Annotated in this window: 22 protein-coding genes, 2 tRNA genes and 3 rRNA genes; 6 read left to right on the top strand and 21 right to left on the bottom strand. The window is 44.5% G+C overall.

The genetic code is table 11. The features are described from left to right. Positions 1-4: 4 nt before the first annotated feature. From purT to ACYQ3A_RS10495, 19 genes are all read right to left on the bottom strand, one after another. Complete coding sequence (gene purT / locus ACYQ3A_RS10405; RefSeq protein WP_459897249.1) at positions 5-1,183, bottom strand: formate-dependent phosphoribosylglycinamide formyltransferase; 1,179 nt, start codon at positions 1,181-1,183, stop codon at positions 5-7. Positions 1,184-1,298: 115 nt separating this feature from the next. Further along, a complete protein-coding gene (locus tag ACYQ3A_RS10410; protein WP_459897251.1) occupies positions 1,299-2,177 on the bottom strand; it encodes an AEC family transporter in 879 nt (292 codons plus the stop codon). Next, positions 2,178-4,091 (bottom strand): selenocysteine-specific translation elongation factor, encoded by a 1,914-nt coding sequence (gene selB, locus ACYQ3A_RS10415; RefSeq protein WP_459897252.1) that lies wholly within the window; start codon positions 4,089-4,091, stop codon positions 2,178-2,180. It lies immediately after the preceding gene. 28 nt (positions 4,092-4,119) lie between these two features. Next, positions 4,120-5,793 (bottom strand): ribonuclease Y, encoded by a 1,674-nt coding sequence (gene rny / locus ACYQ3A_RS10420; RefSeq protein WP_459897253.1) that lies wholly within the window; start codon positions 5,791-5,793, stop codon positions 4,120-4,122. Then, positions 5,784-6,347 carry a 5-formyltetrahydrofolate cyclo-ligase gene (locus ACYQ3A_RS10425; protein WP_459897254.1) on the bottom strand — a complete coding sequence of 188 codons (564 nt, stop codon included), beginning with the start codon at positions 6,345-6,347 and terminating at the stop codon, positions 5,784-5,786. Before ACYQ3A_RS10425 ends, rny begins: the two co-directional genes overlap by 10 nt. 39 nt (positions 6,348-6,386) lie before the next feature. Beyond that, the gene (gene zapA / locus ACYQ3A_RS10430) at positions 6,387-6,680 is read right to left on the bottom strand and encodes a cell division protein ZapA (RefSeq protein WP_459897255.1); all 294 of its coding nucleotides are present in this window, start codon (positions 6,678-6,680) and stop codon (positions 6,387-6,389) included. Positions 6,681-6,690: 10 nt separating this feature from the next. Then, on the bottom strand, positions 6,691-9,072 hold the full coding sequence (pheT, locus tag ACYQ3A_RS10435; protein WP_459897256.1) for a phenylalanine--tRNA ligase subunit beta: 2,382 nt from the start codon (positions 9,070-9,072) through the stop codon (positions 6,691-6,693). Position 9,073: 1 nt separating this feature from the next. Beyond that, on the bottom strand, positions 9,074-10,102 hold the full coding sequence (pheS, locus tag ACYQ3A_RS10440; RefSeq protein ID WP_459897258.1) for a phenylalanine--tRNA ligase subunit alpha: 1,029 nt from the start codon (positions 10,100-10,102) through the stop codon (positions 9,074-9,076). 130 nt (positions 10,103-10,232) lie between these two features. Beyond that, positions 10,233-10,469, bottom strand: coding sequence for a hypothetical protein (locus ACYQ3A_RS10445; RefSeq protein ID WP_459897259.1), 237 nt, complete (start codon positions 10,467-10,469; stop codon positions 10,233-10,235). A 41-nt stretch (positions 10,470-10,510) separates the two neighbouring features. After that, a 5S ribosomal RNA gene (rrf, locus tag ACYQ3A_RS10450) occupies positions 10,511-10,627 on the bottom strand. Between the two features lie 79 nt (positions 10,628-10,706). Further along, a 23S ribosomal RNA gene (locus ACYQ3A_RS10455) occupies positions 10,707-13,684 on the bottom strand. Between the two features lie 60 nt (positions 13,685-13,744). Next, a tRNA-Ala gene (locus ACYQ3A_RS10460) sits at positions 13,745-13,820 on the bottom strand. 13 nt (positions 13,821-13,833) lie between these two features. Continuing rightward, positions 13,834-13,910: transfer RNA gene (locus ACYQ3A_RS10465), tRNA-Ile, on the bottom strand. A 76-nt stretch (positions 13,911-13,986) separates the two neighbouring features. Continuing rightward, positions 13,987-15,568, bottom strand: a 16S ribosomal RNA gene (locus ACYQ3A_RS10470). The 16S, 23S and 5S rRNA genes sit together here with 2 tRNA genes alongside, the layout of an rRNA operon. Positions 15,569-15,886: 318 nt before the next feature. Next, positions 15,887-16,540 (bottom strand): (d)CMP kinase, encoded by a 654-nt coding sequence (gene cmk, locus ACYQ3A_RS10475; RefSeq protein WP_459897260.1) that lies wholly within the window; start codon positions 16,538-16,540, stop codon positions 15,887-15,889. 6 nt (positions 16,541-16,546) lie between these two features. Next, on the bottom strand, positions 16,547-17,869 hold the full coding sequence (locus ACYQ3A_RS10480) for a nicotinate phosphoribosyltransferase (RefSeq protein ID WP_459897261.1): 1,323 nt from the start codon (positions 17,867-17,869) through the stop codon (positions 16,547-16,549). Then, complete coding sequence (locus ACYQ3A_RS10485; protein WP_459897262.1) at positions 17,869-18,525, bottom strand: endonuclease III domain-containing protein; 657 nt, start codon at positions 18,523-18,525, stop codon at positions 17,869-17,871. Before ACYQ3A_RS10485 ends, ACYQ3A_RS10480 begins: the two co-directional genes overlap by 1 nt. Further along, positions 18,525-19,304, bottom strand: coding sequence for a 3-deoxy-8-phosphooctulonate synthase (gene kdsA, locus ACYQ3A_RS10490; RefSeq protein ID WP_459897263.1), 780 nt, complete (start codon positions 19,302-19,304; stop codon positions 18,525-18,527). Before kdsA ends, ACYQ3A_RS10485 begins: the two co-directional genes overlap by 1 nt. Continuing rightward, positions 19,301-20,053: a pseudouridine synthase gene (locus tag ACYQ3A_RS10495; RefSeq protein ID WP_459897264.1), complete on the bottom strand. Its 753-nt coding sequence runs from the start codon at positions 20,051-20,053 to the stop codon at positions 19,301-19,303. Before ACYQ3A_RS10495 ends, kdsA begins: the two co-directional genes overlap by 4 nt. A 62-nt stretch (positions 20,054-20,115) precedes the next feature. Between ACYQ3A_RS10495 and deoC the strand changes: the two genes are divergently transcribed. From deoC to ACYQ3A_RS10525, 6 genes are read left to right on the top strand one after another with little or no spacing between them, the layout of a single operon-like run. Continuing rightward, positions 20,116-20,772: a deoxyribose-phosphate aldolase gene (gene deoC / locus ACYQ3A_RS10500; RefSeq protein WP_459897265.1), complete on the top strand. Its 657-nt coding sequence runs from the start codon at positions 20,116-20,118 to the stop codon at positions 20,770-20,772. Next, entirely contained in the window at positions 20,750-21,607 is an 858-nt protein-coding gene (gene ribF / locus ACYQ3A_RS10505; RefSeq protein ID WP_459897266.1) for a riboflavin biosynthesis protein RibF, read from the top strand. The genes deoC and ribF overlap by 23 nt, the downstream gene beginning before the upstream one ends. Further along, positions 21,582-22,502: a GTPase Era gene (gene era, locus ACYQ3A_RS10510; protein ID WP_459897267.1), complete on the top strand. Its 921-nt coding sequence runs from the start codon at positions 21,582-21,584 to the stop codon at positions 22,500-22,502. The genes ribF and era overlap by 26 nt, the downstream gene beginning before the upstream one ends. An 11-nt stretch (positions 22,503-22,513) precedes the next feature. Beyond that, positions 22,514-22,915, top strand: a complete 402-nt coding sequence (locus tag ACYQ3A_RS10515) for a hypothetical protein (RefSeq protein ID WP_459897268.1) — start codon at positions 22,514-22,516, stop codon at positions 22,913-22,915. 1 nt (position 22,916) lies between these two features. Then, entirely contained in the window at positions 22,917-23,351 is a 435-nt protein-coding gene (locus ACYQ3A_RS10520; protein ID WP_459897269.1) for a hypothetical protein, read from the top strand. Then, on the top strand, positions 23,338-24,054 hold the full coding sequence (locus ACYQ3A_RS10525) for a pseudouridine synthase (protein ID WP_459897270.1): 717 nt from the start codon (positions 23,338-23,340) through the stop codon (positions 24,052-24,054). The genes ACYQ3A_RS10520 and ACYQ3A_RS10525 overlap by 14 nt, the downstream gene beginning before the upstream one ends. Here the strand turns inward: ACYQ3A_RS10525 and ACYQ3A_RS10530 are convergent, their stop codons facing one another. Both ACYQ3A_RS10530 and ACYQ3A_RS10535 read right to left on the bottom strand, forming a co-directional pair. Further along, on the bottom strand, positions 24,055-24,318 hold the full coding sequence (locus ACYQ3A_RS10530; protein ID WP_459897271.1) for a DUF4911 domain-containing protein: 264 nt from the start codon (positions 24,316-24,318) through the stop codon (positions 24,055-24,057). Beyond that, positions 24,315-25,751 carry an ASKHA domain-containing protein gene (locus ACYQ3A_RS10535; protein ID WP_459897272.1) on the bottom strand — a complete coding sequence of 479 codons (1,437 nt, stop codon included), beginning with the start codon at positions 25,749-25,751 and terminating at the stop codon, positions 24,315-24,317. The genes ACYQ3A_RS10530 and ACYQ3A_RS10535 overlap by 4 nt, the downstream gene beginning before the upstream one ends. Between the last annotated feature and the right edge of the window lie 75 nt (positions 25,752-25,826).

Consider the following 25,826-nt stretch of genomic DNA (forward strand, 5'->3'; position numbering starts at 1 on the left):
CGGATTACTCAATAACCTTCATCTTCATTGCTGCTTCTTTTGCCCTTCTTCTTGCCTCTTCAAGAGTATCAGCAACAGCTAAAGCTACTCCCATTCTCCTCTTTGGTCTTGTTGTAGGCTTTCCAAAGATTCTTACCTTAGTATCAGGGATGGAAAGTGCTTCAACAAGTCCATCGTAAAGAGGAGCAACACCATAATCCTTAGCATGGAAGCAGTAAGATGCTCCAGGTGATAGGAGCTTGATTTCCATCGGAAGTCCAAGGATTGCTCTCAAGTGAATTTCAAATTCACTCATATTCTGACTTATCATTGTTACCATTCCGGTATCGTGGGGACGCGGCGATACCTCGCTGAACCAGACCTCATCTCCTTTCACAAAGAACTCACATCCGAAAATTCCATACCCTCCAAGAGCATCTGTAACAGCCTTAGCCATCTCTTTTGCTCTTTGAAGAGCAACTTCTGTCATTGGCTGAGGTTGCCAGCTCTCGTGGTAATCCCCTTCAACCTGAATGTGTCCAATTGGCTCGCAGAAAAGAGTTCCCTGATGCTTCGTCCTGACAGTAAGGAGCGTAATTTCAAAATCAAAATCTATAAACTCTTCAATAATAACAGCGTTTCCTTTACCTCTTGCATTCTCCTGAGCAAAGTAGAAAGCCCTATCTACCTCTTCCTCACTTCTAACTATGCTCTGTCCTTTTCCAGATGAACTCATAACAGGTTTTACAACAACAGGAAGACCGATTTCCTTTACAGCTCTCCTGTAGGTTTCAATATCCGAAGCAAAACGGTAAGCTGAAGTCCTTAAACCGAGCTCTTCAGCTGCAAGTCTTCTGATTCCAATTCTATCCATAGTGTACTTCACAGCTTTAGCAGAAGGGACAACGTTGAATCCTTCCTCCTCTAACTCCACAAGAATATCTGTATCTATTGCTTCTATCTCTGGAACAATGAAATCTGGTTTTTCCCTGTAAACAATGTTCTTTATCTGCTTACCATCCTTCATATCGATAACGTAAAACTTTTGAGCAACCTGCTGAGCGGGAGCAAACTGATAACTGTCAACAGCAATGATTTCAATTCCAAGCCTCAAAGCCTCAATAGCAAATTCCTTTCCAAGCTCCCCGCTTCCAAGGAGAAGTATCTTAGTAGCATTGTGGGCAAGTGGAGTTCCGATCTTCATGATTCCTCCTTTTAGAAATTCAGCCTAATTATACCAGTACCGAATACCGAACTTTTCTGTGTTTTAAACAAAAAAGGAAAAGTCTTTGCAGAAATTCCTTGTTCCGCTCAGAAAATCAAATGAAGCTTTTCAGAATTAGAAGATAAACTGGGAAAAGAAGTGTCGAAACAAAGATAATTGACGCTGCTATCTCTGGAGAGCGGTTAAATCTTTCGCAGAGAACATAATTAAGGATGGCTGAGGGTAGAGAAGATTGAACTACCAATATCTTTTTCAAAAGAGGTGGACAGTTGAGAATTGAGGCAAAGAGAAAAGCAGTGAGTGTTCCCCCAGCAAATCTCACAACAGTTCCCAGGACGCTGATCTCAATCTCAGAGGGTTTTATTCTTGAAAGACTTATTCCTATTGAAACCAGCATGAGGGGAAGAGTAGCATCTCCAGTAAGCTTGAGAATCTTCTCAATTCCTTCTGGAATTGAAATCCCTTTTGTAAAGAAAGCGAGAACAACTGCATAGATGAGAGGAATTTTCAGAACTGATAATAGTCCTTCTTTTAAATTCTCCCGCTGAAGAACAACTATCCCCAGAGTAAAGTGAAGAACCGCCATAACAACCATGTAGGTTACGGCAAAAGGAATCCCTTCATCTCCAAACATGAGGTAAATCAGAGGAATACCAAGGTAACCGGCATTCATTACAGTAGAAGAGATCTCAAAAGCCTCATTCTTTTTCTTCAAAATGAATATCTCTACAAGAAGAGAGAGCAGAAAAACACCAACAAAAACTCCAAGTGCAGTAAATGATATACAGGAAAAGTCCTTTAGTGAAACGTTAACCTTTCGAAAAGAAGAAAAGATAAGAGCAGGAGCGAAGAGATAGAGAACAACAAACGAAATTGTGTCTGTTTTGAGATCTGGTTTTAACTTACCGATAAAGAAACCAGAGAGTATAAGGAGATAAAGAGGCAGGATAACGTTTAGAAAAATATCTCCCATCTACTTCAGATTCCCCCTAATCCTTTCGTTGTCCTTTCTGATAAGCTCTCCCGTGCTGTCGAAGTACTCTAAAAGTGGAATGGCAAACTTTCTCGAAATCCCTAAGTAATCTTTAAATTCTCCAACTGTTAAAGTTTCTTTCTTATCAAAGTGTTTCCTGAGAATTTCTCTAATTCTTTTCATAGTGTCTGGATGGTAGATAAAGTTTCCTAACTTTTCATAACCTCTTCTGTTCATAAGGTAATTAACAACGAGGTTTACATCCTCCTCAGGAACTGAAAGGAGAGATGAGAGCTCCCTAATTTCTGGTGGAGTAAATCCTGAAGAAGCAATTAACTCCTCTACATTCCTAACCAGTCCTTCAAATCGGGTTCCTTCCGCTTTTGGAGTAAATCCAGAAATCCTTACAACTCCACCAGATTCTACAAGCTTTTCCGACTCGATCAATTCTTTTAGAACCTGTGCCAAAAGCTCCGGGATAACATTCAACCTTGTTCTTAGAGATTCTTTGTTTATTCCTTCAGAAATCGGATATTCTTTATGATAGTTTTTAACAGTTGATAGAACTTTCGCTTTCAGCTCATCCACATATCCTGACGGATAAAGCTTTCCGCTAAAGGAAAGAATTTTCCCTTCCTGTATCATTTCTTCAACTAACTGTCTGACCTCTTCAGGAGAAAGATTAATCAACTGAACAAAGTCTTTTTCTGAAAACCTTCCTGGAAACTTTTCAACATAGTGAACAAAGACAGCTTTTTTATCATTTCCAGAAAGAACCTTTAGATCTTCAAGCCATAGGTCTCTAAATCTTCTCCTAAACTTTCTTTCAGGAAGAGGATTTAAAATCTTACCTCCTCCTATAACCCTTGCTGGCGAGTAATTTCGGATAACAAATCTATCTTCAAATACAGGTACAACTTCCTCCTTCAATCTTATCTGAGCAAAACACTTTTCACCGGGTAGGAGCTCATCTTTATCAATGAGATATACCTCTCCCTCAACCTCTTTGGTTAGATGGTGGAAATGAACCTTATGTCCCGATTGAACTATCAAATCAGCATCCTTAGACAGGGTTAGCTCAACATCAACTTTATCCGAAGGTCTTAAATAACCATGAGTTGCTATAAGGTCTCCCCTTTTAACCTCTTCTTTTGAAACATCTGAAAGGTTAAGCGCCGTCCTCTGCCCTGCAAAAGCCTCATCAACATTTTTACCGTGAACCTGAATACTCCTGATCTTCACCACCTTACCGGCAGGAAGAATCTCAACTGTGTCACCAACGCGAGTCTTTCCACTGAGAAGTGTTCCCGTTATGACAGTTCCAAAGCCTTTGATTGTGAAAGATCTATCAACAGGTAACCTTAAAATGCCTTTTGCACTTTTTGACTCTATCTCCCGAGAAAGCCTATCAATCTCAGCAATCAGCTCATCTATACCCTCTCCACTCTTTGCAGAAACAGGAATAATTGGAGAATTTTCTAAGAAACTTCCCTTTAGGAACTCTTTGATCTCTTCTTTGACAAGCTCCAGCCACTCCTCATCAACCAGATCCTTTTTAGTAAGGACAACTATTCCCCTTTTCGTTCCCAGCATCTGACAAACTGTCAAGTGCTCTTTCGTCTGAGGCATAATCCCTTCATCTGCTGCAATAACAAAGAGAACAAGGTCTATGCCATGAGCTCCAGCAAGCATGTTCTTTATAAACTTCTCATGGCCAGGAACATCAACAATACCAGCCAGAACCCCGCCGGGAAGCTGAAGATTTGCAAATCCGAGGTCTATGGTCATCCCTCTCTTCTTCTCTTCCTCCCAGCGGTCAGTATCTATTCCCGTTAACGCCTTTATAAGAGTCGTTTTCCCGTGGTCTATATGCCCTGCTGTTCCTATAACAAGAAACTTTTTATCGTTTGACATTGTTCTATATCCTGCCTCAAACTATTTCCTACTTCGCATAATCCACAGCTCTTGTTTCCCTTATCACAGTAATCTTTATCTGACCGGGATACTGAACCTCTTCCTCGATTTTCTTGGATATCTTATGGGCGAGGAATGCTGCCTCTTCATCTGTAATTCTATCTGGTTCAACCATTATCCTGACTTCTCTACCAGCCTGAATTGCAAATGCCTTCATAACACCGGGGAAGGACTCAGCAATGCTTTCAAGCTTTTCGATTCTCTTTATGTAAGCCTCAATGCTTTCCCTTCTTGCTCCCGGTCTTGCAGCACTCAAGGCATCCCCAACCGCAGCAAGAACAGATTCAATGGTTGTAAACTCAGCCTCTCCATGGTGGGCGGCAGCAGCATTTATCACTGCTTCTGGCTCACCGTACTTTTTGAGAATGTCAGCCCCAATGAGAGCGTGAGAACCTTCAATTTCATGAGTAACAGCCTTTCCAATATCATGGAACAGTCCTGCCCGTTTGGCAAGCTGAACATCTGCTCCAATCTCTGCTGCCATCATTCCAGCAAGGTAGGCAACCTCTTTAACGTGCTGAAGAACGTTCTGTCCGTAGCTTGTCCTAAACTTGAGCTTTCCAAGGAGTCTCTTGAGTTCTGGATGAACGTTGTCTATTCCAATCTCAAAGAGGGTTTCCTCAGCAGCGTTGATTATTTCCTGATCAATCTCCTGTCTTACCTTTTCAACAACCTCTTCAATCCTTGCTGGATGGATCCTTCCATCTGCAACCAGTCTTTCAAGTGCAATTCTTGCAATCTCTCTCCTCACAGGATCAAAAGAGGAAATCGTTACAGCTTCCGGAGTATCATCAATAATCAGGTCAACTCCCGTTGCAAGCTCAAAAGCTCTGATATTCCTTCCCTCTCTACCAATAATCCTTCCTTTCATCTCGTTGTTCGGAAGGTCAACAACAGCAACTGTCGTTTCTGCAACCTGTTCTGTTGCAAGCCTCTGAATTGTAGTTGCAAGAATCTTCTTAGCTTTTCTCTCAACTGTCTGTTCAAACTCCTCTTCAAGCTTCTTGTAGCGAATAGCAAGATCTTTCTTGATCTCCTCTTCCATTCTCCTCATTAGCTCTTCCTGAGCCTCTTCACGACTCATACCTGAAATTGCTTCAAGTTTTTCGAGCTCTTCCTCTATTAGCTGTGTCACCTTCATGTCTTTCTCAAGTAGCTCTGCTTCCAGCTTTTCAACTTCTGCTTTCTTTTCCTCCAGCTCTTTCTCCAGCTTATCAAGGAATTCAGCTCTTCTATCAAGGTTATCTTCTCTCTTATCAAGAGTTGATTCTCTCTTATCCAGATATTCCTCTCTCCTTAGGAGTCTCTTTTCCAGTTCAGAAAGCTCTCTCCTCTTCTCTCTCAGTTCCTCTTCTAACTTCTCTTTCTCCTTGAGAATCTCCTCTTTTGCTTTGAGGAAAGCCTCTCTCTTCATCTCTTCAAACTTCTCTTGAGACTCTCTCAGGAGTTTTTCAGCTTTTGTCCTTAGCTCATTAGCTTCTTCCTTTGCCTTATCAAGGAGCTTTTGTGCCTCCTCCTTAGCTTCTTCTTTTATCTTTTTCTCTATCTTTTCACTCTCTACATGACTTCTCTTCATACCGACAACGTAACCAACGGTAAGTCCTGTAAAAATTGCCAGTATTGCAACAAGTATTAGCTCCATTTACTCCTCCTTATCTCTCTTTTTTCTGAAACCACCACATCCACAGGAATATCAAAAGGATCGTGTGGTATCTTCTCAACAATCTGAAAATCGAAGCAAATACCAATTTTAGTGCCAACTTCGTGTTTTGCAAGAAACCGATCGTAAAATCCACCACCATAGCCTATTCGAAAACAGGAAAGGTCAAAGGCAATTCCTGGAACAAAAACAATATCGATCGTTCTCACAACTCTTGAATAATCCAAAGGGGGTTCTAAGATAGAACAGTATCCGGAACAGAGCTCCTTCAAAGAGAAAACCCCTATAGGAAGAATATCCTTACCAGAAACTTTTGGGAAAATAATCTGCTTTCCTGAAGAGAGAAGCTCCTCAGCAAAAGGCAAAAGATCTACCTCTTTTTTAAAAGGAGCGTAAAACATAAAGGTTTGTGCTTCAGGAGGAATAATTTCTCGAAGTCTTTCTATAACCTTCTCGCTCTTTGTTTTTACTTCTTCCGGTGGCAGAAGAAGACGCTTTTTCTTTATTTCTTCTCTTATCTGTTCTTTTGTCAGCACACTATTAACCCCATCTTAACAGAGGGGCATAAGGGAAGATCAAGGAGCTATCTTTTTTGTACTTATCAAAAGCTTGGCTCCTTCTTCAAGCCGTTTTATCTCTTCACCAAGCTCCTGAATCTGTTTCTTCAGTGACTCATTTTCGTCAAGTATGTAAAAACAGGCAACAACAAGGGCTTTGTCAAAAGTAACCCTGCTGTTACCTGCTCTGATCCTCTCAACTATGGTCTCAAGTCTATGAGAGAGATGCTTGACATACTCAGGATCTTTGTCCGTCTTTATATTAAATTTCCTTCCCGATATTACAACTTCAACAGTCTCAGGTAAGCTCACAATCTTCCTCTTATGCCCTCAATGTGGCTCCGGATTTTTCAAGCGCTTTTATTATACCATTCAATATCTTATTTATTTCTTCATCTGACAAGGTCTTCTCAGGAGATCTAAAAACAAGAGAGAACGCAACGCTCTTCTTCCCTTCAGGAATTCCTTTGCCCATGTAAACGTCAAAGAGTTTCAGCTTCTCAAGGTATTTTGCAGAACCTCTTATTATCTTCTCTAACTCCCCAACAGGAGTATCTACACTAACTAAAACCGCAATATCCCTTGTAACAGGTGGGAACTTTGGAATTTGTTTAAATGCAATCTTCTCATCCTTAGAAAACTCTAAAAGCTTACCTATGTTGAGCTCTCCGACAAATATGTCCTGTTTTACGTCAAGCTTTTCTAAGATATCAGGATGAAGCTTTCCTATAAATCCGACTTCCTCTCCCTTCACAACAACCTTTGCACTCTGCCCTGGATGCAGGCAACTTATGTCATTAACAGCCTCAAATTCTCCTTCTATCTTCAGAAACTCAAACAAACTCTCAACAACTCCCTTCAAATCGTAAAAGTCAACTTTTCTCTCTCCAAATAGCCCCTCTGAAACCCTGCCTGTTAAAAGAATTCCAAGGTGTAGAGGCTCTTCAGGTAACTTCTCTCCTCTACTTTCAAAAACCTTTGCAACTTCAAAGAGAAGAACGTCCTTCTCATTCCTGTTAATGTTCAAAACAGCATTCTGAACAAGGCTTGGGAATACCTTATCCCTCATATAGACCCACTCTTCAGAAAGTGGATTTGCTATCTTGATGAGATTCTCAATCGAAAGTCCAAAGTACCCATAAAGTTTTTCACCTATAAAGCTGTAGTTGATAGCTTCGTTCAAGCCAAGGGAAGCCAAAAACTCCCTGACTTCATTCAATCTATCGTAGTTAAAGTTTCTTTCAATCTCTGAATGCATTAAAGGATAAGTGCTGACAACGTTCTTCATTCCATAAATTCTGACAACCTCTTCAATCAGGTCTATTTCCCTTGTTACATCGTACTTTCTCCATGAAGGAACCTTAACAACGATATAGTCCTGTTCCTTTTTAACAGTAAATCCTAAATTGCTTAGGATTTCAAAGGATTTCCTTGGGGGTATGTCAACTCCAAGTATCCTGGTAGCTCTTGCGGGGTTATAGACAATCACTTTTGGAGTATAAGGCTTTGGATAGAAAGAGAGCTTACCTTTAGCAACCTTTCCACCACAGAGTTTCTGAATCAGATGAAGAGCTCTCTTTGCTGCAAAATCTGTGCTTTCAATATCTGCTCCCCTTTCAAATCTGTAGGAAGCATCAGTTGAAAGACCAAGCCTTTTAGAGGTTTTCCTTATAGTCATAGGATCAAAGTGAGCAGACTCAAGAAAGATATTTTCGGTGGATAGAGAAGTACCGCTCTCCTCTCCACCCATTACTCCAGCAATTGCAACAGGCTTTTCAGCATCCGCTATTACGAGGTCATCTTTTGTAAGCTTCCTTTCAACTCCATCAAGCGTTACTATGGCCTCACCATCCTTAGCTCTTCTTACAACAATTTCTTTCCCGGTAAGCTTTTCAAGGTCAAAGGCATGAAGAGGTTGTCCAAGTTCGTACATCACATAGTTGGTAACATCAACAACCGCATTTATTGGTCTTAAGCCAACAAGATAAAGTCTTGTCTGTATGGAAAGTGGAGAGTACCTGTTCTTGATTCCTTTAACGATGAATCCATCATACCTTGGACAGGCTCCACCATCAAGAACGGAAAGGGCAGCTTCATACTTAGCCTCAAAATCTCCTTCCTCAAAATCGCCTTGTGGAAGCTTGATAGGTCTGTTGAGAACAGCCTTTAGTTCTCTTGCAATTCCAAGGACAGAGAGGGCGTCAGGTCTGTTTGTTGTTATCTCGTACTCTATTATCCAATCGTCAAGCCCGAGGACCTCTTTAATGTCTTTTCCAATCTCGACATCATCAGGAAGAATCATTATCCCTGAAGAGGAATCTGTCAGTCCCAGCTCCTCCTCAGAACAGAGCATTCCATTCGAAACAACACCCCTAAGCTTGCTTTTCTTTATCTTTATTCCGATTGGCAGTTTTGAACCGTGGAGGGCAACAGGAATAACAGCTCCTTCAAAAACATTATCAGCCCCTGTAACTATCTGTAAAACAGTATCTCCAACGTCAACCTGACAAATTTTTAGCTTATCTGCATTAGGATGCTTTGTTATTTCAACAATCTTTCCAGTAACAACCTTCTCAAGATTTTCAGCAACATATCTGACAGAATCAACCTCAATTCCAACGTCAGTAAGGATATCTGCCACTTCTTGTGGAGAGAGATCATCTATATCAATGAACTCTTTAAGCCAGTTGTAAGTTATCTTCATCTTACATACCCCTGAACTGTCTTAAGAATCTCAAGTCATTTTCAAAGAAGAATCTCAAATCATCAATACCGTACTTGAGCATTGTAATTCTCTCAACTCCCATCCCAAAGGCAAATCCCTGATAGATATCGGGATTTATATCAACTGCTTTGAAAACTGCCGGATCAACCATTCCACATCCTAAGATTTCAAGCCATCCTGTTCCTTTACAGACCTTACATCCCTTACCACCACATATCACACAACCGATATCAACCTCTGCACTTGGCTCTGTAAATGGGAAGTAGGACGGTCTGAAACGTACCTTTGTATCTGAACCAAACATCTCTCTCAAGAAAAGCTCCAGAACTCCCTTAAGATCTGCAAAAGTTACCTTTTCATCAACCATCAAACCTTCAACCTGGTGAAACATAGGAGTGTGGGTAACATCTGCATCTTTTCTATAGACCTTCCCGGGAGCAACTATCTGAATTGGAGGGTGATGCTTTTCCATTACCCTGACTTGAACAGGAGAAGTGTGAGTTCTAAGAACAACATCCTCTGAAATGTAGAAAGTATCCTGCATCTCCCTTGCAGGATGCCCTTTTGGAATGTTCAGAGCTTCAAAGTTATAGAAGTCAGTTTCAATCTCAGGACCTTCAGCAACAGAGAATCCCATTGAAGTAAAGATATTTACTATCTCCTTCAAAGTCTTTGTAACTACGTGGAGAGAACCAAGAGGTCTTCTTCTCCCCGGTAGAGTGACATCAATCCTTTCCTTCTCTAACTTCTCCTTTTTTTCAAGCTCCTTAAAGTAGCTCAGCTTTTCCTTTATCAGAAATTCAATCTCTCCCTTCAAAACGTTGCACGCCTTTCCAAACTCCTTCCTCTCCTCAGGAGGAAGCTTTGGAATGGATTTCAGAAGCTCTGTAACCTTTCCCTTTCTACCTATAAATTCAACTCTGAGCTTTTCCAGCTTCTCAATAGAATTAACCTTTTCCAGTCCTTCCAGGAACTCTTTCCTTACACTCTCAATCTGAGAAACAGCCATACCCTTACCTCAAATTCAGAAACTTTGCAGAGTGGATTATATAACAAAGCTTGGGCTTACAAAAAAAGTTCCTATAAAAAAAATAAAAGCCTCCTTATAGGAGGCTTTCTTTTTGCTAAACACTAAATTTTTAGTTAAAAAGCCTTCTGCACCTTCTATACCAGTCAAGATAATTTTCAGCAGCTTTAAGAAGATCTCTACCTGCACATCTAAGTTCTCTCTTAAATCTTCTTCTTTCTTTCTTTGTTCCATTAAATGCAAGGATTTGAGGATTTTCTTTGAACTTTTCAAGGAGGGATTCACAGATAGCTTTTAGAGAACCTTGAAGTTTAACAGTTTCTCCATTGGCTCTTACCCAGAGTTCCATCTTTCACCTCCAGGTAAAAGTTATGGAGACAAAATAAAAAAGCCTGGCACCGCCCTACTTTCCCATCCCGTCTCCAGGGCAGTATCATCGGCGCTGGCGGGCTTAACTTCCGAGTTCGGAATGGGATCGGGTGTTTCCCCGCCGCTATGGGCACCAGGCTTTCTATTATCAAAACTTACCTTATTCAACTTCTATCCTTGACAGATGAATAAGGGAACTGAGATTCCTGGTAGGTTAAAGGCCGAGGCTCTCGGCCGATTAGTACCGCTCAGCTCCACCCGTTACCGGGCTTCCACCTGCGGCCTATCTACCTGGTAGTCTCCCAGGGGCCTTACTCCCACGAGGGGAAGGGAGGCCTAATCTTGGGGTGGGCTTCCCGCTTAGATGCCTTCAGCGGTTATCCCGTGGACACATGGCTACCCAGCGATGCTCCTGGCGGAACAGCTGGTACACCAGAGGTGTCCCCACTCCGGTCCTCTCGTACTAGGAGCAGCTCCCCTCAAGCCTCCTGCGCCCGTGGCGGATAGGGACCGAACTGTCTCACGACGTTCTGAACCCAGCTCGCGTGCCGCTTTAATGGGCGAACAGCCCAACCCTTGGGACCTGCTTCAGCCCCAGGATGCGACGAGCCGACATCGAGGTGCCAAACCGGTCCGTCGATGTGAGCTCTCGGGACCGATCAGCCTGTTATCCCCGGAGTAGCTTTTATCCGTTGATCGACGGCCCTTCCACTCAGAACCGCCGGGTCACTAGGCCCTGCTTTCGCACCTGCTCGACCTGTCGGTCTCGCAGTCAAGCCCCCTTATGCCCTTGCACTCTACGCGCGATTGCCGACCGCGCTGAGGGGACCTTTGGGCGCCTCCGTTACCTTTTAGGAGGCGACCGCCCCAGTCAAACTGCCCACCTGACACTGTCCCCGAGCACGATCCAGTGCCCTAGGTTAGTGCCTCAGCGGTGACAGGGTGGTATCTCACCGGCGCCTCCATCCCCGCCGGAGCGGGGACTTCCCAGGCTCCCACCTATCCTGCGCAGCCACCGCCAAGACACAATGCCAGGCTGCAGTAAAGCTTCACGGGGTCTTTCCGTCCTGCCACGGGTACTGGGCATCTTCACCCAGACTACAATTTCGCCGGGACCCTCCGCGAGACAGTGCGGCAGTCGTTGGACCATTCATGCAGGTCGGAACTTACCCGACAAGGAATTTCGCTACCTTAGGACCGTTATAGTTACGGCCGCCGTTTACCGGGGCTTCGGTTCGGGGCTTGCACCCCTCCCCTTAACCTTCCGGCACTGGGCAGGTTGCAGTCCCCATACATCCTCTTACGAGTTTGCGGAGACCTGTGTTTTTGGTAAACAGTCGCCACCGCCTATTCTCTGCGGCCCCAGAAAGCTTCGGGTGCAAGACCCTACACCTTCCAGGGCACCCCTTCTCCCGCAGTTACGGGGTCATTTTGCCGAGTTCCTTACGGAGGGTTCCCCCGAACGCCTTGGTGCTTTTACACCCGCCCACCTGTGTCGGTTTGCGGTACGGTCACTCCGGCTTCACAGCTTAGGGGTTCTTTCTCGGCAGTGTGGATTCACCCGCTTCGCCCTATAAAGGGCTCCCCATCAGTTCTCGGGGTTAGCGAGGGTCCGGATTTGCCTAGACCCTCCCCCTACTACCTTGGCCCGGGACAACCATCGCCCGGGTCGGGCTATCCTCCTGCGTCACCCCCATCGCTCCACCGGAGTGGCGCGGGAATATTAACCCGCTTCCCATCGGCTACGCCTTTCGGCCTCGCCTTAGGGGCCGGCTAACCCAGGGCGGACTTGCCTTCCCCTGGAAACCTTGGGCTTTCGGCGGGAAGGCTTCTCACCTTCCTTATCGCCTACTCATGCCAGGATTTTCACTTCCCTGCAGTCCAGCAAGCCTTACGGCTTACCTTCAGCCCACAGGGAACGCTCCCCTACCGCTCACCACTATCGTGGTGAACCCGCAGCTTCGGTGGGTGGCTTGAGCCCCGCTACATTTTCGGCGCATGCCCGCTCGACCAGTGAGCTGTTACGCACTCTTTAAAGGATGGCTGCCTCTAAGCCAACCTCCTGGCTGTCTTAGCGGGCACACTTCCTTTACCACTTAGCCACCACTTGGGGACCTTAGCTGGCGGTCTGGGCTCTTTCCCTCTCGACCATGGAGCTTATCCCCCACGGTCTGACTCCCACGGAGCATCTGCCGGCATTCGGAGTTTGGCGGGGGTCGGTACCCCTTTCGGGGCCCTAGCCCCACCAGTAGCTCTACCTCCAGCAGACTCTTCCGTGAGGCTAGCCTTAAAGCTATTTCGGGGAGAACCAGCTATCTCCGTACTCGATTAGCTTTTCACTCCTATCCACAGCTCATCCCCCAGTTTTTCAGCACTGGTGGGTTCGGGCCTCCATCCGGTGTTACCCGGACTTCACCCTGGCCATGGGTAGATCGTACGGTTTCGGGTCTACTCCCAGCGACTATGCGCCCTATTCGGACTCGGTTTCCCTACGGCTCCGCCTCTCGGCTTAGCCTCGCCGCTGAGAGTAACTCCCTGGCCCATTACGCAAAAGGTACGCCGTCAGGGATCAAAGATCCCCTCCGACCGCTTGTAGGCACACGGTTTCAGGTTCTATTTCACTCCCCTACCCGGGGTTCTTTTCACCTTTCCCTCACGGTACTATGCGCTATCGGTCGCCAGCGAGTACTTAGCCTTGGAGGGTGGTCCCCCCTGATTCCCGCAGGATTCCTCGTGTCCCGCGGTACTTGGGATCGTACCCCAGGGAGAGGCTTGAGTTTCGCCTACGGGGCTTTCACCCTCTATGGCTGGCCTTTCCAGGACCATTCGGCTACCCAAGCCTTTTGTAACTCCCCGAGGAGTCCGCAGCCTCCTCCAGGTACGTCCCGCTACCCCGGATGGGCAACGCCTGCGGGCTTTAACACCCATCCGGTTTGGGCTGGTCCCCTTTCGCTCGCCGCTACTCAGGGAGTCTCGGTTGATTTCCTTTCCTCCCCCTACTGAGATGTTTCAGTTCGGGGGGTCTCGCCTCCCGCAAAACGCGGGATGACAGGCTTTCTGCCTGCCGGGTTTCCCCATTCGGGCATCCCCGGGTCTTCAGCTGTTTGCGCCTCGCCGGGGCTTTTCGCAGCTTACCACGCCCTTCTTCGCCTGCTGGCGCCAAGGCATCCACCGTGTGCCCTTAGCACCTCGGCCTGTTAACCTATCAGGAAATCTCAGTTCCCTTATTCATCTGTCAAAGATCTTGAAATTAATTGGTGGAGACGGCCGGACTTGAACCGGCGACCGCCTGCTTGCAAGGCAGGCGCTCTCCCAGCTGAGCTACGTCCCCACTTTCCCTCTTGTGGTGGGCCAGGGTGGACTTGAACCACCGACCTTACCCTTATCAGGGGTACGCTCTGACCAACTGAGCTACTGGCCCTCCTTGACAAGAGGATAAGGGACGTGCACCTGCGTATTCTTCCTCAGGGGCAGGAACCTGCCCACCCCTCTCCATAAAAGGAGGTGATCCAGCCGCAGGTTCTCCTACGGCTACCTTGTTACGACTTCACCCCAATCACCAACCCTACCTTCGGCCCCTGCCTCCCCCTTCCGGGGGTTAGCCCGGGGACTTCTGGTAGAGCCAGCTTTCGGGGTGTGACGGGCGGTGAGTACAAGGCCCGGGAACGTATTCACGGCCGTGTAGCTGACCGGCCGTTACTAGCGATTCCAGCTTCATGCAGGCGAGTTGCAGCCTGCAATCCGAACTGAGACCGGGTTTCTGGGTTTTGCTCCACCTCGCGGCTTCGCTTCCCTCTGTCCCGGCCATTGTAGCACGTGTGTAGCCCAGGGCGTAAGGGGCATACTGACCTGACGTCATCCCCTCCTTCCTCCGGCTTATCGCCGGCAGTCTCCCTAGTGTGCCCGGCTTTACCCGCTGGCAACTAGGGACAGGGGTTGCGCTCGTTGCGGGACTTAACCCAACACCTCACGGCACGAGCTGACGACGGCCATGTACCACCTGTGCAGGGCGGGTACCCCGAAGGGTACCCACACGACCTTTCGGCCGCTTTTCCCTGCATGTCAAGCCCTGGTAAGGTTCTTCGCGTAGCATTGAATTAAACCACATGCTCCACCGCTTGTGCGGGCCCCCGTCTATTCCTTTGAGTTTCAGCCTTGCGGCCGTACTCCCCAGGCGGGGTGCTTAACGCGTTAGCTTCGGCACTGCACCCATTCGGGCACAACGCCCAGCACCCATCGTTTACAGCGTGGACTACCCGGGTATCTAATCCGGTTCGCTCCCCACGCTTTCGCGCCTCAGCGTCGGTACCGTCCTGGCTGGCCGCCTTCGCCACCGGTGTTCCTCCCGATATCTACGCATTTCACCGCTACACCGGGAATTCCGCCAGCCTCTTCCGGACCCTAGACCAGCAGTATCAGAGGCAATTCCCCGGTTGAGCCGGGGGCTTTCACCTCTGACTTACTGGCCCGCCTACGCGCTCTTTACGCCCAGTAATTTCGCGCAACGCTCGGGACCTACGTATTACCGCGGCTGCTGGCACGTAGTTAGCCGTCCCTTCCTCTCCGGGTACCGTCACGAGTGTAGGCTATTAACCCACACCCGCATCGTCCCCGGCGACAGGAGTTTACACCCCGAAGGGCTTCTTCCTCCACTCGGCGTCGCTGGGTCAGGCTTGCGCCCATTGCCCAAGATTCCCCACTGCTGCCTCCCGTAGGAGTCCGGGCCGTGTCTCAGTCCCGGTGTGGCCGACCACCCTCTCAGGCCGGCTACCCGTCGTAGGCTTGGTGAGCCGTTACCTCACCAACTACCTGATGGGACGCGAGCCCATCCCGAGGCGGCAGCTTGCAATGCAGAGGCCACCCTTTTCACACAACCCATGCGGGCCGTGCGCTTATGGGGTATTAGCCCGAGTTTCCCCGGGTTATCCCCCTCCTCGGGGTAGGTTGCTCACGCGTTACTCACCCGTTCGCCGGTCGCCAGCACGGGTTCCAAAAGGAACCCGCCTGCTGCCCCACGACTTGCATGTGTTAGGCACGCCGACAGCGTTCGCGCTGAGCCAGGATCAAACTCTCCAGCAAAAATATCCGAAAAGCTATCTCTGACTCAGTTCGCAAGGCTCATCAAAAACCTGCGGAACACCTCAATCAAAAGCCCCTAAGGGCTTGTCTCGCTTCCCGCAGGTGCACGCCCCTTATTCTCCTGTCAAAGACCGCTTCCCTCGAAGCGCAAGATTTAAATTTATGCTTGCCAGCTCCGGTTGTCAACCCCCCGAAGCTTGCTGGCTGATAATATAGCCTTTGCAGCTTCGGTGTCAACTCCTCGGTGCCAACTTCTTATTCAATTTTGACAACAGCTAATATAGGCATCCAGTTTTCTGTGTCAACTCCATTTTGACATCAACAGTTGATGAGTTGAGAAACTTCTGAAAGAACATCCTCAATGGTTTTACCAGTTGTATCAATTATTACAGCACCTTCAGGAATTACAAGCGGAGCAAATTTTCTATTCTTATCTCTTTCGTCCCGCTCTATTACTTCTTTTAAAATCTCTTCATAGGATACATCGAATCCTTTCTTTATCAGTTCCTCATATCTTCTTCTTGCTCTCTCTTCTGGTGAGGCTGTCAGGTAGATTTTCAAATCTGCTTCAGGAAATATGTAAGTACCAGCATCTCTGCCATCTGTTACCACTCTCTTTCCTTTGGCAATCTCTCTCAAGATTTTAACTACAATTTCTCTAACTTCTTTAAACTGAGCTACTTTTGAAGCTAAAAAGCCTCCTTCAGGAGTCCGAATCTTTTCCGTTATATCTTCTCCATCAAGAAGAACCCTGCCCTCTTTCAGCTCTATTTGCAACTTTTGGGCAACTCCAAGGACAGCTTTTTCATCTTCAAGGTTTGTGCCTACCTCTTTACAGGCCACACCTATTGCTCTGTAGATGGCACCAGAATCAAGATGAGTAAATCCAAATCTCTTTGCAATCTCTTTTGCAATGGTACTTTTTCCTGCTCCTGCTGGACCGTCTATTGTAATTATTCTTATGCCTTTCAACTGAGATCAACCTCCGGTCAATAATTTTCTTCTTAATTTTTCGTAAAGGCTCTCAAGCTTCTGACTTATGTTTACAGGATATTCCCATTTTTTATTTATATCTTTGACTTCCTGTGGGAACTCCTCAAATCGGGAAATAAAGTATTCTCTTATCTCATTCAGAGAAGGAAGTTTTTTAATGAGGTTACCGCATTCAATCACTTTTTCAAGCAGTGGTTCTCCCGAAAGCTTCTCACCAAAACAACCTACAGTATCTCCATTTTCTTTTCTGAAAACCTGCTTTCTTCCGGGATACATCTTTTTTCCTTTACTTGTTTTCATGACAGGTTTATTGTTAAATTCAACAAGTTTATAGACAAAGTCTATGTAAGGAGCATCGGCAGAGGTTCCCACCTTCGTTCCAACGCCAAAAGCATCAACGGGAGCTCCTGCCTTGAGAATTTCATCAATTTTGTACTCGTCAAGCCCACCGCTCACAATAATTTTGACGTAGTTCAAACCTGCTTCATCAAGGAACTTCTTGGAAATTTTCGAAAGTTCAATGACATCACCACTATCAAGTCGTATTCCTTTGAGTTTATAGCCTTTTGATTCAAGCTCCTTTGCAACTTCTATTGCTCTCCTCACTCCTTCAATCGTGTCATAGGTATCAACAAGGAGTACCGTATTGTCTGGAAATGTTCTGGCATAAGCTCTGAAGGCATCTTCTTCATGCTCAAAGGACATAATAAAAGAATGGGCTACAGTTCCTACAACAGGAATACCGTAAAGCTTCCCGGCAAGGACATTTGAGGTTGAGTTGAATCCTGCTATGTAACAACTTCTTGCAACTTTTAGACCAGCATCTGTGCCATGGGTTCTACGAAAAGAGAAGTCTGAAAGGAGTTTTCTCCTTGAAACAGAAAAGACTCTGGCTGCTTTTGTTGCTATGAGAGATGAGATGTGAACCTGATTCATGATCGCCGTCTCAAGGAGCTGAGCTTCATAAATGGGAGCTTCTACCCGGAGAACTGGTTCATGCTGAAAGAACAGAGTTCCCTCTTTCATCGAATAAAGATTTCCGGAAAACCGGTACTCTTTGAGAAAATCTAAAAACCAATTGGGGAAAATCCGTAGAGAGTGAAGATAGTCAATATCTTCTTTTGAAAATTTAAGGTTCTCTATTAATTCAACTACATCTTGAAGTCCTGCATATACGAGGTAATTTCTCCTTTCAGGTAGCTTTCTTACAAATAGTTCAAATGCAGCCCATTCCTTATTTTCGTTGTCAAGGTAAGCACACATCATTGTAAGCTGATAGAGATCTGTCAATAACGGAGAAATTTTCATTATCTGCTCCTTTTAACTCCCCGTTTCTCGCAGTACTCTTCAATCGGGCACTGAGAGCATTTTGGAGAGGTTGGATGACAGATGTGCTGTCCTAAGGAAACAAGAAGGTCGTTTATCTCAATCCAGTACTCCTTAGGAAGCTTTTTTCTAAGAGCGAACTCAGTCTCCTCTGGTGTCTTTGTGTCTACATAACCGAGTCTGTTTGAGATTCTGTGAACGTGTGTATCGACACAGATGCCAGGTTTTCCATAGCCCAGCGTTACCACAAGATTTGCAGTTTTTCTTCCGACACCAGGAAGTTTCAGGAGTTCATCTATATCATCGGGAACTTTTCCATCATATTTATCTATGAGAACCCTACAGATTTCCTTTATATTCTTTGCTTTTTTCCTGTAGAAGCCGACGGGATAGATAAGTGCTGCAATCTCTTCTTCGTCCAGCTTCATCATGTCATAAGGATTATCGGCAACCTGGAAAAGTCTATCTGCTGCTTTTGCTGTAACCTCATCTTTTGTTCTAAGACTCAAAACAGTAGCGATTAATATCTTAAATGGATTTCTCTCTGTCTGAGACATAAGCGTTACTATTGGAACATCCCACTTTTTTGTTTCTCTTCTTAGAATTCCAATTACTTCATGAATCTGGTCATCTCTCATTAAAAATTCCCCTCTACAAAGAAATGGAGCTTAAAGAGTTTTTCTATCAATGACTCAAATTCATCAAGCCTCAGCATGTTCGGACCGTCTGATAGGGCTCTCTCTGGTTCTGGATGAATTTCAAAGAAAAGACCATCAACCCCAGTGGCTACAGCGGCCCGAGAGAGATAAGGAACAAACTCTCTGTCACCACCGCTCGATTTTCCCTGTCCTCCAGGCCTCTGAACGGAATGGGTTGCATCAAAGATGACTTTAACTCCAAACTGTTTCATAATAGGAATGGATCTGAAGTCAACCACAAGATTGTTATAACCAAACGTTGTCCCCCTTTCTGTCAGGAGAATCTCTGTTGCATCGCTCTTTGTAAGTTTTTCAACAACGTTTCCCATATCCCATGGTGCCATGAACTGTCCCTTCTTGACGTTCACAGCTTTTCCTGTTCTTGCTGCAGCAACAAGGAGATCTGTCTGGCGACACAGAAATGCTGGAATCTGAACAATATCGACAACCTCTCCAACAGGTTTTGCCTGCCATGTTTCGTGAATGTCAGTGGTTATGGAAAGTCCGAACTTTTCCTTAACTTCTGAAAGGAGGGCAAGCCCTTTATCTATTCCTGGACCTCTGTAGGAGTCAATGGAGCTCCTGTTCGCCTTATCAAAAGAGGCTTTAAAAATCCAGATATGCTCAGGATATCTCTCTTTGAGTTCCTTTACTTTTCTTGCTATTTCAAAGAGTATATCTCTATCTTCAATTACGCAGGGACCCGCAATTACGATCATTTCTCCTCCAATCCAGCTACCTGTTTAAGCTTCTTGACCTCTTCAGGAGTAAGTTCCCTGTACATTCCTCTGGGTAAATCGCCAAGTTTGAGAGGTCCTATGGCAACCCTTTTGAGTTTCAAAACTCCATGGTCAAATCTATCAAAGAACCTTCTCACAACTCTGTTTTTTCCAATATCAACGGTTATCTGAACATACGTGTTTCTACCCGTTCTGCTTGGCTTTAGAAGTTTTATATCAACCGGCTTAGCAAAGTAAGATTTACCTTTGTCATCAACGAGTTTTGCCCCTTTCTTCATCCTCTCAATCTCAGCAGGAGTAACTCTTCCTTTAACTTTTGCTATGTAAGTCTTCGGAACATGGTATCTTGGATGGGTCAGCCTCTCTGCTAATTCACCATCGTTTGTCATTATGAGAAGTCCTTCTGTGTTGTAGTCAAGTCTTCCAACTGGGAAAAGTCTTACAGGATACTTCTTGAAATAGTCTGCAACGATTGGCCTCTTATCTCCTGGTGCTCTCTCCATAGCCGTCAGAACACCCTGAGGCTTGTTGAAGACAAGGTAGACAAACTTCTTCGGCAGTCTAACCCTTTCACCATCAACCCTTACATCGTCCTTTTTTGGGTCAACTTCAACAGCTGGATTGTCAACAACTTCACCGTTAACCGTAACCCTTCCCTGCTTTATCAGTTCTTCAACTTTTCTCCTTGCTCCAAATCCAGCATAAGCCAAGAATTTATTTAAACGCATTTTTTCCTCCTTATTATGTAAAATTGAATTATAGATTCAGAAACTGAATTATGGAGTGAAAGATGGAAGCTTCCATTCTCTCAAAAATAGACCATTCTGTACTAAAATCCACAATAACAGCAGAGAAAGTCCTTGAGGCTGCAGAAGATACAAAGAAATTTAACTTTGCTACCCTTTGTGTTTTTCCTAAGCATATAAAAATAGCGAGAGAAATCCTGCCAGAGAGTAAAGTTTCCACAGTAATAGGATTTCCTCTCTCTGCCATTCCCTTAGAGTTAAAACTAAAAGAAGTAGAGTATTCTTTAAAAAGTGGAGCAGGAGAGCTCGACGTGGTAGTTGACATAAGCGCAGTCAAAGAAGGAAATTGGATGAGAGTAGAAGAGGAACTGAAGAAAATTCGGGAACTGGCAGAAGGAAAGATAATTAAACTCATATTTGAATGCTGTTACCTCTCCGAAGAGGAAAAATTAGCCCTCTGTCGACTTGCCGTTGAAAACAACTGGGATTTTCTGAAGACATCCACAGGATATGGAGCCTATGGAGCAACCTATGAAGATGTAAAGCTCCTTGTTGACTGTTCAGAAGGTAAAGCCAAAGTTAAAGCTGCAGGGGGAATCAGAACCTATGAAGCAGCAAAGAGTTTCATAGACCTTGGAGCAGAAAGAATTGGCACCAGCGCTGGTAAAGAGATAGCCTATGAAGTGCTGCATAGTGGGTAAATTCGAGTCATTCCATAGGGGACATCAAACCCTTATAAAAGAGGCGAAAAAGGAGTGCAGGAAGATCCTGATAATTTCAATTAAAAGATGGGAAAACGGTCTCTTTTCAGATAAAGAGAGAGAACTTATCGCCAGAAATCTGGGAGTGGGGCTGATAAACCTCGAATTTGACAGGATAAGAAGCCTGAGTCCTGAGGAGTTTTTCCTGAAATTGAAGGAGTTTGGCTGCCGGAAACTGTTTGCAGGTGAAGACTGGCACTTCGGCAAAGAAAGGAGCGGGGATATTACTACAGCAAAAGAACTGGGCAGAAAACTAGGAATCGAGGTAAGGGCAATCCCCATTAAAAAGATCAAAGATGAGAAGATAGGAACAAGTAAAGTCCGGGAACTCCTGAATGAAGGTAAACTACCCGAAGCCAACTATTTGCTTGGCTTCAATTACTTCTGCATAGGAAGAGTTGAAGAAGGAAACAAACTGGGAAGAGAGATTGGATTTCCCACTCTGAATGTGAAATGTGAAAAGGTACTTCCATTACCAAACGGAGTCTATGAGGTTGTTGTTACAATAGATGGAAAAAGTTTTAAGGGAATAGCGAATCTGGGGAAAAGACCAACGGTTAATAAGCTACCACAAAGAACACTGGAAATCCACGTACCTGACACCCGGCTCCCTGAACTCTACGGAAAAGAGATAAAAGTTGAATTTTTACAGTTTTTAAGACCAGAAAAACGTTTTAATTCCATTGAAGAACTTAAAAACCAGATTAAATTAGATTTAGAAAATCTAAAACAATATTGGAGGAGTAAGGTTGGAAGAGCAAAAAGCAAGCTTTAAATCCGGATACGTTGCTATTTTGGGAAGACCAAACGTTGGTAAATCAACCCTTCTCAATAGTTTTCTCGGAACAAAAGTTGCGATAGTCACAGACAAGCCTCAAACAACAAGACACAGAATAGTTGGCGTTAAACATATGAAAGACGCTCAGATTGTTTTTCTTGATACTCCTGGAATCCACAAGGAGAAGTTTGAACTAAACCGTTATATGAACGAAATAGCCTTTGGCGTGATTCCAGATGCCGACGTTATTCTTTTCCTGATCGATGCAAGGGCTGGTCTAACAGAGGCTGACAGAAAGATACTGCAGAAGATAGGCGAGGAAAAGAGAAAAGATACAAAGGTAATAGTTGTAATTAACAAGATAGACGGTGTGCCAAAGGAAGAGCTCCTTCCTTTAATCGATGAGATTCATAAAACATTTCCGTTTGTCAGTGACATAGTCCCAATCTCTGCCACAAAAGGGACAAATCTCGACAGATTACTTGATCTGATAGCCCAGTATCTCCCAGAGGGTCCAAAGTACTACGAAGACCACATGGTAACGGACATGCCTTTAGAGCAGTACGTGGCAGAAATAATCAGGGAAAAAATCATGCTTCTTACAAGGGAAGAGATTCCTCACGCAGTTACGGTTCAAGTTATAAGCATTCAGCCTGGAGATAGGGATCCCAACATGCTGGTTATAGATGCCGACATAATCGTGGAAAAGGATTCCCAGAAAGCCATTGTAATTGGAAAAGGCGGTCAGAGACTGAAAAAAATTGGTAAACTTGCAAGGGAGGAACTCGAACAACTCCTTGGCAAAAGGGTTTACTTACGCCTGTGGGTTAAGGTTAAGGAGGGCTGGAGAGATAGAATCGACCAGCTAAGAGGCCTTGGCTACTCTTATTAAGGAGAACGAAAATGAAAGATTCTCTATTAAAAGCTTTCTTTGTCTATGCTTATTCATTCGTGGTTGTTTTCATGTTCAACAGCCTTTTAATGGTGCTTCTCATGAAGCTGGGGCTCGTTCCATCAATTGGAACCGTTTTGAGCTACATCATAACCCCTGTTGCCCTCTTCTTTGCATACAAAATTTCTGTAAAGAAATTCCTCGGAATGCCAGTAGATGAGAAGCGAATTCCCAAAGCCTGGCTTTTTCAGTTCATACCGTTCTTTATTATCTCGCTGATACTGTTTTGGCTCTTAGGAGGGCTTATAAAACAACCCTCCTTAGTTGTGTTTATTTTCCTTAACTTAGAGCTCCTTGTGATTTACATAACGTTTAAACTTTCTGTAGAGAAAGTTCTTAAACCTGAGAGGTAATATGGCCAATTTTCCTTACATAAGAGGAGCGGCTTTCTATCTATTCATCTATCTGTTTTTAGGATTGATAAATTCAGGTATTGCATATTTGGGCACAAAAGTCTTACACCTGAATCCAGTTGTTCTCTTGGGACTTTTTATCTTCATAACAATTTCTGTCCTCTACATAGGATTTAGATACTCAATACACCTGTTCTTCTCAAAAGAGGTCTCTAACTCAGACATCGTAAAAGCATGGATAGTTCAATTTCTGATTTTTCTGGTAATAGCTGTTGGTATTGAATCTTTTCTCTCGAGAGTCATAGAAAGACAAAAGCTCTTTCAGGTCATTTCAGTTTTTATCAATTTCACTACGTTTTTCTTCTCCTACTGGTTATCTGTAAAATTCTTCATTGGAAAGAAATTAGAGGAAGAGGCAAAAGGTGCGACTGGATAAACTACTTGCAGATGCCGGATTTGGAACCCGTTCACAGGTTAAAAGATTGATAAGAAAAGGATTTGTTACAGTAAATGGAGAAGTTGTTAAAGACCCATCGTTTAACGTTAACCCTGAAGAAGATGAAGTCCTTGTCGACGGTGAGCTTGTTGAATATGAGAAGAACTACTACCTGATTCTCCACAAACCTGAAGGTTATATAACCTCAACGAAAGACAGACAGATGACAGTTATGGAGCTTGTTGCAGACATTCCAAGGTTTGAAAGGCTCTTTCCTGTCGGAAGACTGGATAAAGATGCAGAAGGACTACTCCTTATAACAAACGATGGCGAGCTTGCCCACAGGTTAACTCATCCAAAGTGGAAAGTTCCCAAGGTCTATTACGTAGTAGTTGAAGGAGAACTAAAGGAAGAGGAACTGGAACCACTAAGAAAAGGAATGAAGTTCAAGGATTTTGAAACAAAACCTGCAAAGGTCAGAATTTTAAAGTCGACAGAAAATGAATCGGAAGCCGAAATTGAAATTTCAGAAGGTAAATACCATCAGGTAAAGAGAATGTTTGAAAGAATTGGTCATCCTGTGAAGTATTTGAGGAGAATAAAATTCGGGAATCTCAAGCTTGGCAATCTACCTGTCGGAGAATATAGGTCTCTAACAGAAGATGAATTAAAAGAACTGAAAAAATCTGTAGGGCTTGAATAACTATTCTCTGTGCCAATCGTCTCCGAGCTCCCGAATGATTTCGAACTCTTTAACAAAACCACCACTCTTCAGGTAATCAACAGCCTTTAAGGCTTCATCGTAGAACTCTGGAGCTATCCAGAGCTCAATCAATCCCTTTTTCCTATCTCTCGTTCTAACCGTTGCAATCTCGTGATACCATTCAAAAATAGCGTTTATGAATGCTATATCCTTCACATCAACTTTACAGAGAAGGTTCCTCCCTTTAATCAACGGTCTTTTCATAATTCCATCCCCTCTATGTACTTCTCTTCAAAGATTTTATTTGTTGCAAGCTCCACCACATCAACTTCCCTTTTCAGCTCTTTAATCCTTTCCCTCAGCCTCCTGCTTCCAAGAAGGAGTGCAGCTCCCTTCAGAGCCACATTTCCAAAAGGCTCAGCTTCGGGCATCTCCTTTGGAATCAATTTCACACCTTTAATACTTCTCCTATCTATATGACTTCCGAAAGCTCCGCTGAAGAACAACCTCTGAGGGACACCAACTTCCTTAACAAGAACCGAAAAACCACCGTAAACAGCACCTTTAGCAAGGAGAAACTTTCTAATATCTTCCTGAGTAACAGCCACCAGAGTATCTCTGTCATCGTAGAGAACAAACGCTTTCTGTCCTTCAACTTCCCTGATATAACTGCCAATCAAAGGATTAAAACTCTCCTCAAACGTTCCTTCTCTGTTAATCACTCCAAAGCTTTTAAGAAGGTAAATAACATCGAAGTAACCACTTGCACAGATCCCCTGAGGTTTTCCACTACCGATGACAAGATATCTGAATGCTCTGCCGTCAAAAAAGACCTTGTATATAGCCCCTTCAACGGCTCTCATCCCGGAGAAAAGTCCAACCCCCTCAAAAGCAGGACCGGCAGGAACAGAAACAGCAACCTTTTTATTCTCTCTGTATATTCCCATTTCAGCGTTTGTCCCAAGATCCGCCACCCCAAAATCTTTGTAACCCTCATTTTCAAAGTAGAGGAGATTGGCAAGAAAGTCAGAACCGATAAAGTTCTTCAAAGGAGGCGGAACGTAGAAAACGGTATTTGAAAAATCAGAAATTCCAAGCTCTCTACCTGTTATATAAGTTTCTCCTTCTCTTTCCAGTCTGAAAGGGAATCTTTCAAAACCAGCAACTGGAAGCCCCAATAAGAAGTGCTGCATTACAGGGTTGGAAACAACGACAACTTCTTTGATTTCTTTCCCAAATTGCTTGAGAAGAAAAGAGATACTCTCAAGTAGTAATTCCCTCTCCTTTTCATAACTTCCCCTTGCCAGCTCAACCCTTGTAACAACGTCAGCACCAAAAGCAGACTGGAAATTCAGAGTTTTAAAACTTTCAACAAATTCACCGGTTGAAAGATCAAAGAGGGCTCCTTCAACTCCCGTTGTTCCAAGGTCAATGGCAACACCAAAACCGGTTTGTGGATGATCTATTTGAATCGGAGATAAAACTTCTCCTTTTGAAACAAGTCTCTCTTCAAATATTTCAATTTCCCCTTTGAAAGGGCCAAAGGTAAGACAAGCGAGCTCCTCTTTTCCATTAATCTTAACAATACACTTTCCGCAGATACCCCGCCCACCACAGTAGGCGGACTTCATAAATCCCTTTTCTCTTAGAACATGATAAAGAGTTTTATCTTTTGGAACTTCAATAAAGAGTTTCATTCCTGATCCAAGTTTTAGATACTAATTCTTTTAGCTTAACTTACCACCTTTTGTGTTCACCCCTTCACAAGGGAA

This window comes from Desulfurobacterium crinifex (assembly GCF_054656775.1).